Here is a 17036-nt window from a genome sequence, read left to right as displayed (position 1 = left end):
CCTTTCGTGGCGCTCGGACGACGAATGACTGTGACCCCCTCCCCCTCCCGGGCCGGCCGCTGGCAGGCCCTGCGACCGTGGCTCGGCGTCGCGGCCCGCCTCGGACTCGCCGCGGTGTGGCTGATCGCCGGCGGCACCAAGGTCGGCGACCTGGCCGCCTCCGGCCGGGCCGTGAACGCGTACCAGGTGATGCCGTACGACCTGGCCACAGTGATCGGCGCGGCGCTGCCGTTCGTCGAGCTGGCCCTGGGCGTGCTGCTGCTCGCCGGGCTCGCCACCCGGATCAGCGCCGGTGTGTCCGCGGCGCTGCTCGTGATCTTCATCGCCGGCATCGCCTCGGCCTGGGCCCGGGGCCTGGCCATCGACTGCGGGTGTTTCGGCACCGGCGGCCAGCTCGCCGCCGGTCAGACGCCCAGCTACCTCCCGGAGATCCTCCGGGACCTCGGGTTCCTGGCCCTCGCCGGGTTCCTGCTGATCTGGCCCCGCACTCCGTTCTCGGTGGACGGGTGGCTGGCGGGCGACGACATCGTGGAGGACACCGATGAGCAGTCGTAAGGGACGCAAGGACGCGGCCCGGGTCGTACGCGAGCAGATCGCCCGGGAGAAGCGGCGCAAGCGCACGCTCTGGACCTCGATCGCCGCGGTGCTGGTGCTCGTCATCGCCGGCGGCATCGGCTGGGCGGTCTACTCCAGCCAGAAGTCCGACGAGTTCACCGCCCCGCCCGGGGCCAACGACGCCGGCACCGGCATCGTGCTCGGCACCGGACCGGTCACCATCGACCTGTACGAGGACTACCTCTGCCCGGCCTGCAAGCAGTTCCAGCAGATCAACGGCGAGACGCTCAACCAGCTCGTCGACGAGGGCAAGGCGAAGCTGGTGTTCCACCCGGTCGCGTTCCTGAACCGCTTCTCCACCACGGAGTACTCGACCCGTTCCTCGGCCGCCTCCGGCTGCGCGGCGCAGGGCGGCAAGTTCCGCGAGTTCACCGAGGAACTGTTCGCCAAGCAGCCGGCGGAGGGCGGCGCCGGGCTCAGCAACGACGAGCTGGTCGACATCGGCGCGGGCGTCGGGCTGAACCGGGACGAGTTCGCCTCCTGCGTCTCCGACGGCACGTACCGGTCGTGGACCGAGCACGTCACCGACGAGGCGAGCAAGTCCGGCGTGACCGGCACCCCGACCATCAAGGTCAACGGCAGCGAGCTCCAGGACCGCAGCCCCGAGGGGATCAAGTCGGCGGTGGAGGCGGCCGGCAAGTGATCGCACCCCTGCGCCGGGCCGCGGTGGTGCTCGCCGTCGCGGCCACCGCCCTGCTCACGCTCGCCGCGCCGGCTGCCGCGCACGGCGCGGACGCGCCCGACGGAACCGACTACCGCGCCACGATCAGCGGCGTCGACCCGGACCGGCCCGGCCTCACCGCGCGGATGGTGGAGGCCGGCGCGCGGCTGGAGCTGACGAACGACACCGGCGCCGACGTCACGGTGATGGGCTACTCCGGCGAGCCGTACCTGCGCATCGGCCCGGGAGGCGTGTACGAGAACACCCGCTCCCCCGCCACCTACCTGAACCGGACGCTGGCCGGGGAGACCCGGCTGCCCGCCGAGGCGAACCCGGCCGCCGCGCCCGACTGGCGGCGGATCGACGACGGACCGACCGCCCGCTGGCACGACCAGCGCACGCTGTGGCGCGAGGACGCCCCGCCGGCCGCCGTCGCCGCCGACCCGGACCGGGAACACCGGGTACGCGACTGGACGGTCCCGCTGCGCGCCGGTGACGCCACCGGAGCCGTACGCGGCACGCTGGACTGGGTGCCCCCGCCCGACCCGTACCCCTGGTGGGTGGCCGCCACGCTGGGCTTCCTGCTGATCGGCGCGGCCGGGCTCGCGCCGGGCGGTACCGCCGCCGGGGTGCGGGCGCTGCGCGGGGTGGGCGCGCTGCTCGCCGTGGGCGGCGCCGCCACGGTGGCGCTCACAGTGGCCCGCGCGCTGGACACCGGCGCCCCCGGCGTCGGCGGAACACTCGCCGAGCTGGTCACCGGTCAGGTGTGGACGCTGCTCACCGGCCTCGGCGCGCTCGCCGCGGGCGGGTACGCGCTGGCTCGCCGCCCGGCCGCCGACTTCGTGCTGGCGCTCGCCGGCGCCTGCCTCACCGTGTTCGCCGGGGTGACGAACCTCGCCGCGCTGTCCCGCTCGGTGCCCCCCGCCGCCGGTCCGCCCACGCTGGTCCGGGTGCTGGTCGTGCTCGGCCTGGCGACAGGAGCCGGCGCGGTCGCCACGGGCCTGCTGCGCCTGCGCACGGCCGCGAGAACAGCCCGCCCCATCCCCCACCCCACCCCCACGCCCTAACCCGCCCCGCCCCGGCGCCCGCCGCCCGCCGCTCGGCGCTCGGCGCCCGGCGCCCGGCGCCCGGCGCCCGGCGCCCGGCGCCCGGCGAGATCTTGGTACCAAATGGCCCCCATAGGGGCCCTTTCCTACCAAGATCTCCACTGCTCCCACCACGCGGAACGCCAATCTCGCGTAACGGGAGGCGTACCTTCCGCCCGGCATCCAAGGCGTTCACGACATCTCCAGGGCCGTAACCGCAAGATCACCGCAAGCTGTGAGCGCCGGGCACGCCCGAGTGGAACACCACGAGTGTCAAACCGCCCTAGACACACCCATCACGTTCCACTCCCGCCGCACTCGCCCCCGGAATGGCGTTGATCTTGCAGTTGCCGCCCCGAGTCTGCGGCTTCTGCCCCGGAATGCCCGGGCGGAAAGTGCAAGATCGCGGAGGAGGAAGAGAAGAAGGCGGGGCGGGACGGGCGAGGGGCGGGTCAGGTGGGGCGGGGGGCGAAGCCGTAGGGGAGCTCCAGGCGGTGGGCTGTCAGCAGTGCCTCGTCGGACAGCAGGTCGAGCGTGGGCGCGTCGGCGACGATGCGGCCGCCGTCCAGGATCACCGAGCGGGGGCACAGCTCGGCCGCGTACGGCAGGTCGTGCGTGACCATGAGCAGCGTCACCGGCAGGGCGCGCAGGATCTCCGCCAGTTCCCGGCGGGCGGCCGGGTCGAGGTTCGACGACGGCTCGTCCAGCACCAGGATCTCCGGGCGCATCGCCAGCACCGTCGCCACCGCCACCCGGCGCCGCTGCCCGAAGGACAGGTGGTGCGGCGCGCGGTCCCGGTGCTCGCTCATGCCGACCGCCGCCAGCGCCTCGTCGACCCGGGCGGCCAGCTCGGCGCCGCGCAGACCCAGGTTGGCCGGCCCGAACGCCACGTCCTCGGCGACGGTGGGCAGGAACAGCTGGTCGTCCGGGTCCTGGAAGACGATGCCGACGCGGCGGCGTACCTCGGCCAGCGTGTCCCGGTCCCGGGTGACGGTCAGGCCGCCGACGCTCACAGTGCCCTCGGCCGGGGTGAGGATGCCGTTGAGGTGCAGCACGAGCGTGGTCTTGCCGGCGCCGTTGGGCCCGAGCAGCGCCACCCGCTCGCCGCGCGGGACGGTCAGGTCCACGCCGTGCAGGGCGACGTGACCGTCCGGGTACGCGTACCGGACGCCGCTGACGTCGAGGGAGGGCGGCTGCTGCACGTACCCGATCATTGCAGGACGAGCGCGACGGCGGCGATGGTGGCCGCGATCGCCGGCACCGTCGCGGCGGCCGCCCACTGGCCGGCGGTGGCCGCACCGGCCCCCTGCCACACCGCCGGCATCCGGCCGGTGTAGCCGCGGGAGAGCATCGCCAGGTAGACCCGCTCGCCGCGTTCGAACGCGCGCAGGAACAGCGTGCCGACCCCGGCCGCGAAGCCGCGCAGCTGCCACAGGAACCGCGGGTCGTCGCCCCGCGACACCCGGGCCACGCGCATCCGCCGGGCCTCGCCGACCAGCACCTCCAGGTAGCGCAGCATGAACGTGGCGATCTGGGTGAGGATCTGCGGGCACCGCAGCCGGTCCAGGCCGAGCAGCAGGTCACGCGTCGTCGTGGTCGCGGCCAGCAGAAGCGACGCGAGTACGCCGAGCGTGCCCTTGGCGAGGATGTTGAACGCGCCGTGCAGACCGTCGACGGACAGGGCGAGCCCGGCCACCTCGACCCGCTCCCCGGCGCCGAGGAACGGCAGCGCGAACGCGAACAGCACGAACGGCAGCTCGATCAGCGCCCGGCTGAGCAGCCAGCGCGGGCCGACCCGGGCCAGCGCGGCCACCACGGCGACCAGGAGCGCGTACCCGCCGAAGGCCCAGTACGCCTCCCGGGGCGTGGCCACCACCGCCACGGTGAACAGCACCATCGCGGCGATCTTCACCTCCGGCGGGAGGCGGTGCACCGGCGAGCCGGACTCGCGGTAGAGCACGTGGGCGTGCCCGGCGCCCACGGTCAGCGTGTGCCGGTGGACTGGGCTGCCTCGTCCGCCGGGTCGGCGCTCGCGGCGCTGTTGGCGGGTGCGGCGCTCGTGGCCGGGGTGCGGCGGCGGGCCAGCCAGAACAGGCCGCCGCCGACCGCGAAGGTCAGCAGCACACCGAGTACGCCGGACAGGCCGGTGGAGACGAAGTCGTTGCCGATCCCGCGTACGCCGTAGTCGGCGAGCGGGCTGTCCGCCAGCTCGTGGTCCTTGGCCTGCTGGGCCGGGCAGCTGCCGCCGGTGATCTCGTCGTCGGCGTTGACCGTGCAGCCCTTGAGCAGCGACGAGTCGAGGCCGTCCGGGTGCGAGGAGGCGTAGTTGCTGACCACGCCGGCCAGCAGGAGGGCCACCAGCAGGCCGCCGAGCAGGAACGACCAGTGACGCTTGTTCATCGGGCACCTCCGGCGACCGGGACGGCGGGAGCCGGCGCGGCCGGCTTGAGGGCGCGCAGCGCGTACACCAGATCGGGCCGGACCTTCGCGACGGTGACCACCGTGGTGGCGGTGATCAGGCCCTCGCCGATGCCGATCAGCAGGTGGGCGACGGCCATGGTGCCGGCCAGCCCGGTGAGGTTGCCGCCGAGGTCGGTGGTGCCGCCCAGCCAGTACTGAAGGACGAAGCCCTGGGACGCGACCACCACGCTGACCAGCGCGGAGACGAACGCGGTCACCGCCAGCCCGGCCGGGGTACGCGGCAGCACGCGCAGCAGCAGCGCGATCAGCAGGTACGCGGCGGCGGTGCCGAGCAGCGCCATGTTGGTGATGTTGAGGCCGAGCATCGCCACCCCGCCGTCACCGAAGACCAGGGCCTGCACGATCAGCACCACGGCGACGCAGAGCGCGCCGACCCAGGGGCCGACGAGCAGCGCGGCCAGCGCCCCGCCGAGCAGGTGACCGCTGACCCCGGCGGTGAAGATCGGGAAGTTGAGCATCTGCACGGCGAAGATGAACGCCGCCACCAGCCCGGCCATCGGGGCCAGCCGGTCGTCGAGGTCGGCGCGCCCCCGCATCACGCAGAAGGCGAGCGCGGCCAGCGCGAGGGCCGCGAAGATCGCGGCGACAGGACCGTTGATGATCCCGTTGGAGATGTGCATCGCCAGGGTGTCCACGCGCTCAGCGTATTTCCAGGAAGGCACAGTTGCCAATATGTGGCAACAACCTCATGATGGCGATCACCCCGCCCGCGCGTCGCCGTCGGCCGGCCGTACCGGCCCGGCGGTATCGTCACCGCCATGACCGACCGCCTCAAGCCCGGCGACCCCGCCCCCGAGTTCACCCTCCCCACCGACGACGGCGGCACGCTGTCCCTGTCCGGCCTGCGCGGGCGCAAGGTCGTCCTGTACGCGTACCCGGCCGCCATGACGCCCGGCTGCACCAAGCAGGCATGTGACTTCCGGGACTCCCTCGCCTCCCTCCAGGCGGCCGGCTACGAGGTGGTCGGCATCTCGCCGGACAAGCCGGCGAAGCTCGCGAAGTTCCGCGACCGGGACGCCATCACGTTCCCGCTGGTCTCCGACGAGGACAAGGTGGTGCTGACCGCGTACGGCGCGTTCGGCGAGAAGCAGATGTACGGCCGCACCGTCACCGGCGTGATCCGCTCGACGTTCGTGGTGGACGAGGACGGCAAGATCGAGCGGGCGCTCTACAACGTGCGGGCCACCGGCCACGTCGCCAAGCTGCGCCGGGATCTCGGCCTCGACTGAGGTCGCGGATCGCCACGCGTGCCGGCGCCCGCGGGGCGGCAGTGGCGGCGGCGGAAGTGGTCTACGATCCGGAGGCTGTGACACCGGTCGGCGGGCTTCCGCGGCGTCGGCCAGAATGGCCGTGGAGAACGACGGTGTTCACCGTGGAGGGGCCGTAGCCCAACGGCAGAGGCATGCGGTTTAGGTCCGCACCAGTGCGGGTTCGAATCCCGCCGGCCCTACCAGTCCGACCGTCGGTTCCGCCCGGTCCGGCCGCCGGTTCCGCCCGGTTCCACCGCCGGTTCCGCCCGGCGCCTGTCGGGAACGTCACGAACGCGGGTTGGGGCGGTGTCGCCCCGCGCAGGATGGCGACGTGGACCTGCGCTTCGTACTCGACCCCGACCTGACGCCCGAGCTGCGCGAACAGATCATCGCGCTCTGGGTGGACGTGACGAACGCCGGCGGCGCCGTCGGATTCGTCGCCCCGGTGACAGCGGACGAGGTCCGCCCGCTCGCCACCGCCACGCTCGACGAGATCGCGGACGGGCCGGACCGCCTGCTCGCCGGCTACGAGGGCGACCGGCTGGTCGCTGTCCTGGTCATCGCCGACAACCGGTTCCACCTCAAGACGCACTGGCGGGTGCTCAAGCGCGTCATGGTGCATCCCGGCACGCAGGGACGCGGGTACGGCGCGGCGCTGATGCGCGAGGCCGAGCGGATCGCCCGAGAGCTCGGCCTGGCGGCGCTGCACGTGACGGTCCGCGACGGCTTGGGGCTGGACCGCTTCTACAAGCGCCTCGGGTACCGGGAGGTCGGCCGTCTTCCGGGCGCGCTGCGCCTGTCCCCCACCGACGCCCGAGACGAGATCCTCATGTGGCGAGACCTCCCCACCTCCTGCTCCTGACCCCACCCTCGCCCGCCCCCGTCCTCGCCCCGCCCGCTCCCGCTCCCGCCGATCTTGCACATACCGCCCCCACAAAAGCCGCATCCTGGGCAACCCAGGGGCCACAACCGCAAGATCAACGCTGGGGTGCTGTCGTCGTTTCGCGCCGGCCCGCCCGCTTGCGGCGATCTTGCGGTTTGGGCCCGGTCGAAAGGTGCTTATCCGGCAACCGGGGGGCCGGAAGTGCAAGATCGGCGACGGCCGGCAGAGGGCGGGGCGGAGGGCGGCGGGACGGAGGGTGGGTCAGGAACACGGGGTGGGGGTGGGTGGGGCGGCGGCTGCCTGGACCACGGGCTCCGTGAGGGTCGGGGTGGGGGCGGTGCTGGGGCTGGACGGCAGAGGCGTTGCCGGACTGGTGGTGGGGGTCGGGGGCGTGGGGGTCGGCTTCTTCCGGGCCGGCGCCGGGGCGGCGGGCTTCGCGCCGTACATGCGGGTCGTGCTGCGCTGCACCTGGCCGGGGAGCATCCGGATGCCGGAGGCGGTCACCCGGTGGCCGTACACGTCGGTGACCCGGATCTCGTACGGGCCGGGACCGGCGCCGGACTCGATCAGCCAGTAGTTGTAGTCCTGCCGCTGCGCCGCCCGCCACGAGCCGTTCTGCCGCACCTCGACCGCGCGCAACGGGTTGCCGTGGTCACCGACCAGGACGGCGAACCACCACTGCGACGAGCCCTCCTTCATCCGGAAGGTGAGCGGCCCGGCCAACGGCGGGTTCACCACCGCGCGGTAGCTGACCTTCACCACCCCCTGCACCGGGTCGGCGATCCGGGCGAACGCCTTGGCGGAGAGGTCGAGGTGACCGGGCGCGCACTCCGGGCACTGGTCCATCACCAGCACCCGGACGGTGCCTCGCGGGCCGGTGACGTCGAGGTAGCCGCCGCAGGAGGCGCCGGAGGCGTACTCGCTCGGGCCGAGCGCGACGTACATCCGGTCGGCGGGCGCCGCGGGCCGGGAGCAGTTACCGCCGGCACCCTTGGAGTCGTAGAAGGTCGCCTTGCCGCTGCGCGTCGCGCCGCCCGTGGGGGGAGCGGCGGCCACGGGCAGAGCAGCAGCCATGGGCGGAGCGGCGGCCACCGGCATGGCGGCGGCGTGCGGAAGGGCGGCCACGGGCGCCTCGGCACCGCGCGGCGGCGGGGCGGCGCAGGCGGGGGCGGCGCCACCGCGTACCGCGAGGGTCACCGCGACCGCGGCGGCGACGGTGACCAGACCGGCGGCGGCGAGGCGGCGACGGTGCCGGGCGGTACGGCGGCGACCGTCCGCAACGGCGGGTCGGGGCGCGTCGCCGGTGCTCGGTTGAGGGGGTGCGGTGCCGTCGGTCACGCCGGTCGATGCTGCCGGACCGGCGTGCCGCCGGACAAGCGAGCTAAGCGAAAGCTAAACCGGGGCGGGCGCCGATCAGGCCGGGCGCGCCGCGCGGACGGCGGCCACGACGCCGGCCAGTTCGCCGGCGAGATCGGGCTGCTGCCGCAGCGAGTCCTCCAGGCGTACGCGCCAGACGCCGGTCTCGACCGGCAGCCGCCCGTCGCCCGCCCAGCGCACCCGGTCGCGGGTCTCGTCGAGGGCCGCCGCCGTGGCGGGACCCATCAGGGCACCGAGTTCGCCGCGGAGCCAGGTGAACAGGCGCTCGTCGTGAATCGCACCGCCGATGACCCGGGCGGCGTCCCACGCCACCCGAGGTTGGTGGAGAACCTGCATCTCGGCTCCTCGGTCGATGTGGTCTTCCTCGCCATCATCGATCGGGCGGGCACCCGGCGGCAAGGCCCGGAACGGGCCCACCTCGCTCCGGCGGCCCTGGACCTCCGACACCACACCTCACCGTCCGGTCGCGGGCCCACATCGTGCGACGCGAATCAGTAGCATCGCGGCATGTCAGATCGCCACCAGCTCACCGATTCCGACACGCGTGCGCAGGGCTCCGATGTGGAGCCGGGCGGGCCGGCGGAGGAGAAGGCGCCGCGGCGCCGCCGGGGCCGGCGGATCGCCCTGATCGTGCTGCTGGTGGTGGTGCTGCTCGCCGGCGGCGGTGCCCTCGCCGGCGGCCTCTACTACCGCTCGGTCGACAACTCGATCGAGCGGGTCGACGCCTTCGAGGGCGTACCGGAGGAGTCGCGCCCGCAGGTCGAGGCCAAGGGCGCCATGAACATCATGATCCTGGGCAGCGACTCCCGCGACCCGGAGAGCACCGGCGGCTCGCGCAGCGACACGATCATCCTGGCCCACCTGCCGAAGGACAGGTCGAGTGCCCAGCTCATCTCGATCCCCCGCGACACCTGGACGGCCGTCCCCAAGTCGAAGGAGGGCCGCGGCGGCCGCGACGCGAAGATCAATGCCGCGTACGCCTGGGGCGGTGTGCCGCTGATGGTGCAGACGGTGGAGAAGTTCAGCGGGGTACGCGTGGACAACGTCGCCATGGTCGACTTCGCCGGCTTCAAGGAGATCATCGACGCGCTCGGCGGGGTCGAGATCGACGTGGAGAAGGGCTTCACCACGAAGTACTCGCTGATCGGCACCCGGACCTTCGAGAAGGGCCGGCAAACCATGGACGGGGCCGCCGCGCTGGACTACGCGCGGGAGCGGCACGCCTTCCCGGACGGCGACTTCGCGCGCATCCGACACCAGCAGCAGGTGATCAAGGCCATTCTGGACAAGGCCGCCTCCGGCGGCGTGCTGACCAACCCGGCCAAGCTGAACTCGTTCGTCCGCGCCACGTCCGACTCGGTGGCTGTCGACAAGTCACTGTCGCTGGTGGATCTCGCGATGGAGATGCGTGGCCTGCGCGGCGGTAACCTGACGTTCTTCACCTGCCCGGTGAAGGGAACGGGCCGGGTCGGCAGCGAGAGCGTCGTGTTCCCGGATCCGGCGCGTTCCAAGCAGTTGTTCGACGCGGTACGCCGCGACTCGGTCCCCGAGATCCTGGCGATCAGCGGAAAGTAGGACGTCGATCTGTCATGCCGGTGCTGGCGGCAGGGCGGGGCCGCTCGTATCCTGCGATCGCCGTCGGTCTCTGCATCCGGGCCGGGGGCGTCACGGGGAAGGATCGACCATGCCACGCCTGCCGGCGTTCGAGCATTCGTCCGCGCCGCCGTCCGGTGCACAGATGAACACGCCGGCGGACAGCGGCATGGACACGACGACAGTGCTGCCGTACGCGGGTTCGCGCGCGTCGACGCGTACCCGACGGTTGCGGGCCTGGATGGTCACCGCGCCCATCGACGTCGCGGCGCTGCTCACGCCGCTGCTGCTCACCCAGGACTACTGGCGGGGCACGCTGTTCAACGCGGCCCTCACCGTGGGCCTGTTCGCCACGGGCGGGCTGTACCGGCCGCGCCGGCACATCAGCATCCTGGACGAGTTGCCGAGCCTCGGCGGCCGCCTGCTGGCCTCCGGCGCGGTGGGTGCCATCATCGCGGCGCTGCGGCACGACTCGGTGCCGCACGTCAGCGGGTTCATGCGCGGCGTCGCGCTCTCCGCCGGCCTGGTGATCGTCGGGCGGGCGCTGAACAGCCGGCTCATCCTGCTGGCCCGCAGGCGCCGGTGGGTGGAGCACAACGCGATAGTGATCGGCGGCGGCCCGATCGGCGGTGAGCTGGCCCGGCTGTTGCGCCGGTACCCGCAGTACGGGCTGCGGTTCGTCGGCGCTGTCGACGCCCCGTCCCGGGGGCGGATCGGCGCGTTGCCGCTCATCGGCACGATCGACGACCTGGAGAAGCTGGCCGACATGCTGGAGTGCGAGGTCCTCGTCATCGCGGACCCGGACTGCTCCGAGGCCGATCTGATGGAGGCGCTGCTGCGTCCGGCGAGTTCCCGCTGCGACCTGTGGGCGGTGCCGCGCCTGTGGGGGTCGCGGTCGCAGGGCGGCTACCCCGACCACATCGGCGCCATCCCGATCATCAAGATCGGCGACACCACGCTCACCGGTCCACGGTGGCGACTCAAGCGCGCCTCGGACGTGGTGTTCGCGGTGACCGCCCTGGTGGTGCTGAGCCCGCTGCTGCTGCTCTGCGCCGCCGCCACGTTCCTCGACGGCGGTCGCGGTGTGTTCTTCCGCCAGGAACGCGTCGGGCGGTACGGCAGGCCGTTCCACGTGATCAAGTTCCGGTCCATGCGCCCCGCAGACGAGTACGAGTCGCAGACCACCTGGTCCATCGCGCACGACGAGCGGGTCGGGCCGATCGGCCGGTTCATGCGGCGCACCTCGTTGGACGAGCTGCCGCAGCTGTGGAACATCCTGCGCGGTGAGATGAGCGTGGTGGGGCCCCGGCCGGAGCGGCCGTACTTCGTGGAGAAGTTCTCCATCGAATACCCGAGGTACGCGATGCGGCACCGGGTACCGGTCGGGCTCACCGGGCTGGCCCAGGTCAGCGGCCTGCGCGGGGACACGCCGATCTCGGACCGGGCGCGGTTCGACAACTACTACGTCGAGAACTGGTCGCTCTGGCTCGACATCAAGATCGTGCTGCGTACCGTCGCCGAGGTCTTCCGGGGCGGCGGCCGCTAGCTGTCGCCGGCGGCCAGCGCCCGCACCAGGTCCGCCCGCCAGTGCTCCGGCGGCGGCAGCTTCGCGGCGGCCCACCGGCCGTGCGCCAGCACGCTGTAGCGGGGGCGCGGCGCCGGGCGGGGGAAGCGGTCGGTCGTGGTCGGCCGGACCCGGTCCGGGTCGAGGCCGCGCAGGGCGAAGACGGTGCGGGCCAGGCCGTACCAGGTCGTCTCGCCGGCGGCCGTGCCGTGGTACGTCCCGGGCGCCGCGTCGCCTGCGAGCGCCGCGTCGGCGAGCGCGACGAGACGCTCGGCGAGCCGGTACGACCAGGTGGGCTGGCCCCGCTGGTCGTCCACCACGTCGAGCCGGTCGCGTTCGGCGGCGAGCCGCAGCATGGTGGTGACGAAGTTGCGCCCGTGGGTGGCGTAGAGCCACGCGGAGCGAACGACGTACCCGGTCTCGGGCAGCAGCCGCGCCACCGCGCGTTCCCCGGCGAGCTTGCTGCGCCCGTACGCGTTCACCGGCCCGGTCGGGGCGTCCTCCGGGTACGGCTCGGTGGCGTCCCCGCCGAACACGTAGTCGGTGGAGACGTGCACGAGGCGCGCCCCGGACACAGCGCAGGCGCAGGCCAGCGCGGCTACCGCGTCGCCGTTGACGGCGGTGGCCTCGGCCTCCCGGGTCTCCGCGCCGTCCACGTCGGTCCACGCCGCGGCGTTGAGCACCACGTCGTGCCCGCCCACCGCGTCCCGGATCGCGCTGGTGTCGGTGACGTCCAGGTCGGCGCGGGCGGCGGCGGTGACCGACAGGTCGGGCCGGGTCCGCAGCACGGCGATCAGGTCCCGCCCGAGCATTCCGCCCGCGCCGGTGACGAGGACCCGGGTCATCAGTGGCCGGCCGTCTTCAGCGGCTCCCACCAGGCCCGGTTGTCCCGGTACCAGCGGACCGTCTCGGCCAGGCCCCGGTCGAGGTCGATGCTCGGCGCGTACCCCAGCTCGCTGCTGATCTTGCTGATGTCCAGCGAGTAACGACGGTCGTGGCCCTTGCGGTCGGTCACCGGCACGACCCGGTCCCAGCCGGCCCCGCACGCCGCCAGGAGCCGCTCGGTGAGCTGCCGGTTCGTCAGCTCGGTGCCGCCGCCGATGTGGTAGACCTCGCCGGCCCGCCCCTTCTCCTGCACCATCGCCACGCCCCGGCAGTGGTCGTGCACGTGCAGCCAGTCCCGGATGTTGCCGCCGTCGCCGTACAGCGGCACGGTCCCGCCGTCGAGCAGGTTGGTCACGAACAGCGGGACGACCTTCTCCGGGAACTGGTACGGCCCGTAGTTGTTGGAACAGCGGGTCACCACGACGTCCAGGCCGTGGGTGCGGTGGTAGGACAGCGCCAGCAGATCCGACCCGGCCTTCGAGGCGGAGTACGGGGAGTTCGGCGCCAGCGGCCAGGTCTCCGTCCAGGAGCCGGAGTCGATCGAGCCGTACACCTCGTCGGTGGAGACGTGCACGAACCGGCGGGTGCCGTGCCGCAGCGCGGCGTCCAGCAGCGTCTGCGTGCCGAGCACGTTCGTGGTGACGAACGGGGCGGCACCGGTGATCGAGCGGTCCACGTGCGACTCGGCGGCGAAGTGGACTACCACGTCATGGCCGGGCACCACCTCGTCGACCAGCGCGGCGTCGCAGATGTCGCCGCGTACGAAGCGCAGCCGGGGATCGTCGCGCACCGGCGCCAGGTTCGCCAGGTTGCCGGAGTAGGTCAGCTTGTCCAGCACGGTCAGCGCCTCGGGGCCCTCGACCGGCACCCCGGCCGCGTCGCCGCCGGGCACGCCCAGCAGCATCCGCACGTACTCCGACCCGATGAAGCCGGCGCCGCCGGTGACGAGGATCCTCACGGGTCGTGGAGTCTACGCCGTACCGGCAGCGTGGGCGGGACGTCGACGGGCCACAGGGGCGGCGGCGACGCGGGTAGTCTCCGCGGGTGCGCGGAATCCTTCTCGCCGGCGGCACCGGATCCCGGCTCTGGCCGATCACGCGGGCCGTCTCCAAGCAACTGATGCCAGTGTTCGACAAGCCGATGGTCTACTACCCGCTCTCCACCCTGATGATGGCCGGGGTGCGGGAGATCCTGATGGTGACCACTCCGGAGGATCGCACCCAGTTCGAGCGGCTGCTCGGCGACGGCAGCCAGTGGGGGCTGCGGCTGGCGTACGCCGAGCAGCCCCGGCCGGAGGGCATCGCGCAGGCGTTCCTGCTCGGCGCCGACTTCCTCGGCGACGAGTCGGTGGCGCTGATCCTCGGCGACAACATCTTCCACGGCGCCGGGCTCGGCCGGCAGCTCGCCCAGCACGGTGAGCCGGCCGGTGGGCGGATCTTCGCGTACCCGATGGCGAACCCGCAGGACTATGGCGTGGTCGAGTTCGACGGCACCGGCCGGGTGCTGTCGATCGAGGAGAAGCCGGCCCGCCCCCGGTCCCGGTACGCGGTCCCGGGCCTCTACTTCTACGACAACCGGGTGGTCGACATCGCCCGCAAGCTGACCCCGAGCGCCCGGGGCGAGCTGGAGATCACCGCGGTCAACGAGACGTACCGGACGTGGGGTGAGCTCACGGTGACGGTGCTCGACCGGGGCACCGCGTGGCTGGACACCGGCACGTTCGCGTCGATGATGCAGGCCGGCGAGTTCGTCCGGGTGATCGAGGAGCGCCAGGGCATGAAGATCGGCTGCGTCGAGGAGGTCGCCTGGCGGTCCGGGCTGATCGACGACGAGCGGCTGCGGATGCTGGCCCATCCGCTGACCCGCAGCGGTTACGGTGACTATCTGCTGGGCCTGCTGGCCGATCGATCCGCTTCGGGGAGTCCGTCGTGAAGATCCGTCCGCTGAGCATCGAGGGCGCCTGGGAGGTGACCCCGCAACAGCACGGCGACCCGCGAGGTCTGTTCCTGGAGTGGTACCGCTTCGACCGGCTCGCCGAGGCGGTGGGCCATCCCCTGCGGCTGGCGCAGGCCAACATCTCCGTCTCCGCGCGGGACGTGGTGCGCGGCATCCACTTCGCCGACGTACCGCCCGGTCAGGCCAAGTACGTGACATGCGTACGCGGGGCGGTGCTGGACGTGGTGGTGGACGTACGGGTCGGCTCGCCGACGTACGGGCGGTGGGAGGCGGTACGCCTCGACGACACCGAGCGGCGGGCCGTCTACCTGGCCGAAGGGCTGGGGCACGGGTTCTGCGCGCTCACCGACGACGCGACGCTGAGCTACCTCTGCTCCACCACGTACAACCCGGCGGGCGAGCACACGGTGCACCCGCTGGATCCGGACCTCGGAATCGACTGGCCGGCGACGATGCCGCTGTTGTCCGACCGGGACGCGGCGGCACCGAGCCTGGCCGAGACACGCGCGGCGGGTGTGCTGCCCGGCTACGACGCCTGCCGCTCCTTCATCGAAGGGTTGGAGACCCGCCCGTCGCCCTGACCCGGCACCCCGGCCGGTTCCTCGGCCGCGCCCGGTTCCGCGACGGCGTCGGCCGGACGGCGGCGCACCGTCGTCGTCCAGAGCGTCCGCACGTCCGCGCTCACCGGGGTACCGGCCCCGCGGTAGCCGAGCACCAGGGCGATGCCGACCCCGACTGCGAGGCCACCGAGTGCGCCACCTGCGGCGTACCACTGCCACCGCGCGGGCTGCGGACGCTGCGGCGGCGCGGCGGCCCGCACCACGGCGACGTGGGCCTTGAGCCCGAGCCCGGCGGGCGGCAGGTCGCGTTCGGCGATCCGTTGCAGTTCGGCGGCGAGCGCGGTGGCGACCGCGGCGGCGGTGGCGGCGGACCGGTCGGTGACCGCCACGTCGATCGCCAGCGAGTCCACAGCGGACGAGGCGACGATGCGGCCGGCCAGATCGTCTGTGGTGTACGGCAGCCGGAGGGAGTCGATCACCGGGCGGGTCAGCCGGGGCGTGTTCATCATGGTGGCGTACGTCTTCACCCGCCGCTGCATCAGCCGGCCCGCCTCGTCGGCCGGCGGTCGGGGCTGGGGTGCTGCCGACTTCTCGGCGGCGAACGTGACGAGCATCTGGGTCTCGGCCCGGTAGACCGGCGGCCGGCGGTCGGCGAGGACCCCGGTGAACGCGCCGCACAGCAGCGTCAGCACCAGCACGATCGGCCACCGCCTGCCGATCGTGTCGCGGAAGTGGGCCAGGTCCACGACGCGTCACCCTACCGGCGTCGTGTAGCTGCGGGCGTACCCGCCCGCCGGGTCCATTGCGCGGTGCCGCTCTTGTCGGGTAGAACAGGCCCGCACACATCCGCGCATCTTGGGGGAAGACGAGTGGATTCCGCGTGGTCGGCTCGCGGCCGACGCCGGCGCCTGGGCGCCGGGTGTTAGCCCGGGTCCGGCGGATCGTCTCCCCCGAGCGTCTCTATCTGGTCGCCCTGGGCCTGACCGGGCTCGCCGCGCTGGTGTCGGTGACGCTGCCGGCGGCGGAGCGCGGCGAACTCGCGGCGAACATGGTCAGCGCCACGGTGGGCGCGGCCCTCGGCGGGCTGTCCGTCGACACGTTCCTGCTGTCCCGCCCGGCCGGTTGGATCATGTCGCGGGGTCGTCTGTGGATCGCCGGCATCCTCACCGTCTCGCTCGGCCTCACCGCGCTGGCCGCCGCGCTGCTGACCACGCTGGCCGGGCTGGGCAGCCACCCGGTGGGCATCGGGGCGGGCTGCGCGCTCACCGTGTTCAACACCGCGGCGTCACTCGGCCTGCGCCTGAAGCGGTTCTGGTTCGTCTACACCATGCGGGCGCTCGGCGGCGCGGCGCTGGTGGCCGGGTACGCGCTGCTCTGGCTGGGCCACCGGCTCGACGGTGGCCTGTGGAGCGTGCTCTGGCTGGGCGTGCAGGTCGCCACCGCGACGGTGCTCGGCGTGGCGGTGCTGGGCTGGGCGCGGCGGTTCGGGCCGGTGCCGGCGGCGACGGCCGGGCGTACGGAGTACCGCGCCGACCTGCTCGCGGTGGGCCGGCTGCACGTCGGGGTGTGCGCGCAGATGCTGACGTACCGGCTGAGCCAGGTCCTGGTGGCCCGCTTCGCCGGTGCGGGCGCGCTCGGCGTGTTCGCGCTGGCGGTGGCCGCGCTGGAGTTCGCGCAGTCCGGCGCTGTGGTACGGGCGCAGCGGATCCTCGCCGAGCGTGACCCGGACGCGATCGGCGACCACGGCCGCGAGGTCGTCCGGTCGGCGCTGCCGATCGCCGCGCTCGCCGTGATCGGCCTGGCGGTGCTCGGCGTGCTGGCGCCCGACTACCGCGACGCGTGGATCTTCGGGCTGCTCCTGCTGCCCGGGACGCTGGCGTTGTCGGCCGGCAAGACGTGGAGCGCGGCGCTGCTCAAGCGCGCCGGCGAGCAGGCCACCACCGCCGTGGCCCTGGTCACCATGTCGGTGTCGGTGGTGCTGTACGTTCTGCTCATCCCGTGGGCCGGCGCGCTCGGCGCCGCGGTCGCGTCGTCTGTCGCCTACGGCGTCTACGCGTTGCGCACCCGGCAGCGACTCCAGCGGTCCACGCACCTCCTCGTCAATCGGATGGCCTAGCGGTGGACGT

At 73.2% G+C, this 17036-nt stretch carries 19 protein-coding genes and 1 tRNA gene; 11 read left to right on the top strand and 9 right to left on the bottom strand.

Going from position 1 to position 17036, the window contains the following annotated elements; genetic code table 11:
* The first annotated feature begins 24 nt into the window (after window positions 1-24).
* From ACQP26_RS06150 to ACQP26_RS06140, 3 genes are read left to right on the top strand one after another with little or no spacing between them, the layout of a single operon-like run.
* Entirely contained in the window at window positions 25-555 is a 531-nt protein-coding gene (locus ACQP26_RS06150; protein ID WP_269701740.1) for a MauE/DoxX family redox-associated membrane protein, read from the top strand.
* Window positions 542-1258, top strand: a complete 717-nt coding sequence (locus ACQP26_RS06145) for a thioredoxin domain-containing protein (protein ID WP_269701742.1) — start codon at window positions 542-544, stop codon at window positions 1256-1258. Before ACQP26_RS06150 ends, ACQP26_RS06145 begins: the two co-directional genes overlap by 14 nt.
* Window positions 1255-2343 carry a hypothetical protein gene (locus ACQP26_RS06140; protein ID WP_433495181.1) on the top strand — a complete coding sequence of 363 codons (1089 nt, stop codon included), beginning with the start codon at window positions 1255-1257 and terminating at the stop codon, window positions 2341-2343. Before ACQP26_RS06145 ends, ACQP26_RS06140 begins: the two co-directional genes overlap by 4 nt.
* A gap of 470 nt (window positions 2344-2813) precedes the next feature.
* Here ACQP26_RS06140 and ACQP26_RS06135 read toward each other — a convergent pair whose 3' ends face one another.
* The 4 genes from ACQP26_RS06135 to ACQP26_RS06120 are packed head-to-tail and all read right to left on the bottom strand — an operon-like array spanning window position 2814 to window position 5477.
* A complete protein-coding gene (locus ACQP26_RS06135; RefSeq protein ID WP_269701748.1) occupies window positions 2814-3575 on the bottom strand; it encodes an energy-coupling factor ABC transporter ATP-binding protein in 762 nt (253 codons plus the stop codon).
* The gene (cbiQ, locus tag ACQP26_RS06130; protein ID WP_269701750.1) at window positions 3572-4342 is read right to left on the bottom strand and encodes a cobalt ECF transporter T component CbiQ; all 771 of its coding nucleotides are present in this window, start codon (window positions 4340-4342) and stop codon (window positions 3572-3574) included. The genes ACQP26_RS06135 and cbiQ overlap by 4 nt, the downstream gene beginning before the upstream one ends.
* A gap of 2 nt (window positions 4343-4344) precedes the next feature.
* Window positions 4345-4761 carry a PDGLE domain-containing protein gene (locus tag ACQP26_RS06125; RefSeq protein ID WP_433495180.1) on the bottom strand — a complete coding sequence of 139 codons (417 nt, stop codon included), beginning with the start codon at window positions 4759-4761 and terminating at the stop codon, window positions 4345-4347.
* Complete coding sequence (locus ACQP26_RS06120) at window positions 4758-5477, bottom strand: energy-coupling factor ABC transporter permease (RefSeq protein ID WP_433495179.1); 720 nt, start codon at window positions 5475-5477, stop codon at window positions 4758-4760. The genes ACQP26_RS06125 and ACQP26_RS06120 overlap by 4 nt, the downstream gene beginning before the upstream one ends.
* A gap of 123 nt (window positions 5478-5600) precedes the next feature.
* Between ACQP26_RS06120 and bcp the strand changes: the two genes are divergently transcribed.
* From bcp to ACQP26_RS06105, 3 genes are all read left to right on the top strand, one after another.
* Entirely contained in the window at window positions 5601-6071 is a 471-nt protein-coding gene (gene bcp / locus ACQP26_RS06115; protein ID WP_433495178.1) for a thioredoxin-dependent thiol peroxidase, read from the top strand.
* A gap of 148 nt (window positions 6072-6219) precedes the next feature.
* Window positions 6220-6295: transfer RNA gene (locus tag ACQP26_RS06110), tRNA-Leu, on the top strand.
* A 128-nt stretch (window positions 6296-6423) separates the two neighbouring features.
* Window positions 6424-6954, top strand: coding sequence for a GNAT family N-acetyltransferase (locus tag ACQP26_RS06105; RefSeq protein WP_281578838.1), 531 nt, complete (start codon window positions 6424-6426; stop codon window positions 6952-6954).
* Window positions 6955-7236: 282 nt separating this feature from the next.
* Here ACQP26_RS06105 and ACQP26_RS06100 read toward each other — a convergent pair whose 3' ends face one another.
* Together ACQP26_RS06100 and ACQP26_RS06095 are read right to left on the bottom strand one after the other, a co-directional pair.
* Window positions 7237-8313 carry an expansin EXLX1 family cellulose-binding protein gene (locus tag ACQP26_RS06100; protein WP_433495177.1) on the bottom strand — a complete coding sequence of 359 codons (1077 nt, stop codon included), beginning with the start codon at window positions 8311-8313 and terminating at the stop codon, window positions 7237-7239.
* A 75-nt stretch (window positions 8314-8388) separates the two neighbouring features.
* On the bottom strand, window positions 8389-8688 hold the full coding sequence (locus tag ACQP26_RS06095; RefSeq protein WP_269701760.1) for a hypothetical protein: 300 nt from the start codon (window positions 8686-8688) through the stop codon (window positions 8389-8391).
* 171 nt (window positions 8689-8859) lie between these two features.
* On the opposite strand from ACQP26_RS06095, the gene ACQP26_RS06090 reads away from it, so the two are divergent.
* Entirely contained in the window at window positions 8860-9927 is a 1068-nt protein-coding gene (locus tag ACQP26_RS06090; RefSeq protein WP_269701761.1) for an LCP family protein, read from the top strand.
* A gap of 109 nt (window positions 9928-10036) precedes the next feature.
* A complete protein-coding gene (locus tag ACQP26_RS06085) occupies window positions 10037-11491 on the top strand; it encodes a sugar transferase (RefSeq protein WP_269701762.1) in 1455 nt (484 codons plus the stop codon).
* Here ACQP26_RS06085 and rfbD read toward each other — a convergent pair.
* Window positions 11488-12354, bottom strand: coding sequence for a dTDP-4-dehydrorhamnose reductase (gene rfbD, locus ACQP26_RS06080; RefSeq protein ID WP_433495176.1), 867 nt, complete (start codon window positions 12352-12354; stop codon window positions 11488-11490). The genes ACQP26_RS06085 and rfbD overlap by 4 nt on opposite strands.
* Entirely contained in the window at window positions 12354-13352 is a 999-nt protein-coding gene (gene rfbB / locus ACQP26_RS06075; RefSeq protein WP_269701766.1) for a dTDP-glucose 4,6-dehydratase, read from the bottom strand. The genes rfbD and rfbB overlap by 1 nt, the downstream gene beginning before the upstream one ends.
* Window positions 13353-13438: 86 nt before the next feature.
* Here rfbB and rfbA point away from each other — a divergent pair, with 86 nt between their 5' ends.
* Window positions 13439-14326: a glucose-1-phosphate thymidylyltransferase RfbA gene (rfbA, locus tag ACQP26_RS06070; RefSeq protein ID WP_433495175.1), complete on the top strand. Its 888-nt coding sequence runs from the start codon at window positions 13439-13441 to the stop codon at window positions 14324-14326.
* The gene (locus ACQP26_RS06065) at window positions 14323-14931 is read left to right on the top strand and encodes a dTDP-4-dehydrorhamnose 3,5-epimerase family protein (protein ID WP_433495174.1); all 609 of its coding nucleotides are present in this window, start codon (window positions 14323-14325) and stop codon (window positions 14929-14931) included. Before rfbA ends, ACQP26_RS06065 begins: the two co-directional genes overlap by 4 nt.
* Here ACQP26_RS06065 and ACQP26_RS06060 read toward each other — a convergent pair.
* Window positions 14877-15656 (bottom strand): YveK family protein, encoded by a 780-nt coding sequence (locus ACQP26_RS06060; RefSeq protein ID WP_433495173.1) that lies wholly within the window; start codon window positions 15654-15656, stop codon window positions 14877-14879. The two genes, ACQP26_RS06065 and ACQP26_RS06060, sit on opposite strands and share 55 nt — an antisense overlap.
* Window positions 15657-15829: 173 nt before the next feature.
* On the opposite strand from ACQP26_RS06060, the gene ACQP26_RS06055 reads away from it, so the two are divergent.
* On the top strand, window positions 15830-17026 hold the full coding sequence (locus tag ACQP26_RS06055; protein ID WP_433495172.1) for a lipopolysaccharide biosynthesis protein: 1197 nt from the start codon (window positions 15830-15832) through the stop codon (window positions 17024-17026).
* The last annotated feature ends 10 nt before the right edge of the window (window positions 17027-17036 follow it).

Origin of the sequence: Micromonospora sp. CA-248089 (assembly GCF_050948515.1) — a bacterium.
Taxonomy (GTDB): Bacteria; Actinomycetota; Actinomycetes; order Mycobacteriales; family Micromonosporaceae; genus Micromonospora.
Note: the sequence above shows the minus strand (reverse complement) of the source record. Positions and strands in the feature narration are given on the sequence as shown.

Bases quoted from the DNA above. Each gene is read 5' to 3' on its own strand.
- ACQP26_RS06125 (WP_433495180.1), bottom strand. From the start codon at position 4,761: ATGAACAAGCGTCACTGGTCGTTCCTGCTCGGCGGCCTGCTGGTGGCC.
- ACQP26_RS06095 (WP_269701760.1), bottom strand. From the start codon at position 8,688: ATGCAGGTTCTCCACCAACCTCGGGTGGCGTGGGACGCCGCCCGGGTC.
- ACQP26_RS06150 (WP_269701740.1), top strand. From the start codon at position 25: ATGACTGTGACCCCCTCCCCCTCCCGGGCCGGCCGCTGGCAGGCCCTG.
- ACQP26_RS06135 (WP_269701748.1), bottom strand. From the start codon at position 3,575: ATGATCGGGTACGTGCAGCAGCCGCCCTCCCTCGACGTCAGCGGCGTC.
- rfbD (WP_433495176.1), bottom strand. From the start codon at position 12,354: ATGACCCGGGTCCTCGTCACCGGCGCGGGCGGAATGCTCGGGCGGGAC.
- bcp (WP_433495178.1), top strand. From the start codon at position 5,601: ATGACCGACCGCCTCAAGCCCGGCGACCCCGCCCCCGAGTTCACCCTC.
- ACQP26_RS06090 (WP_269701761.1), top strand. From the start codon at position 8,860: ATGTCAGATCGCCACCAGCTCACCGATTCCGACACGCGTGCGCAGGGC.
- ACQP26_RS06145 (WP_269701742.1), top strand. From the start codon at position 542: ATGAGCAGTCGTAAGGGACGCAAGGACGCGGCCCGGGTCGTACGCGAG.
- ACQP26_RS06085 (WP_269701762.1), top strand. From the start codon at position 10,037: ATGCCACGCCTGCCGGCGTTCGAGCATTCGTCCGCGCCGCCGTCCGGT.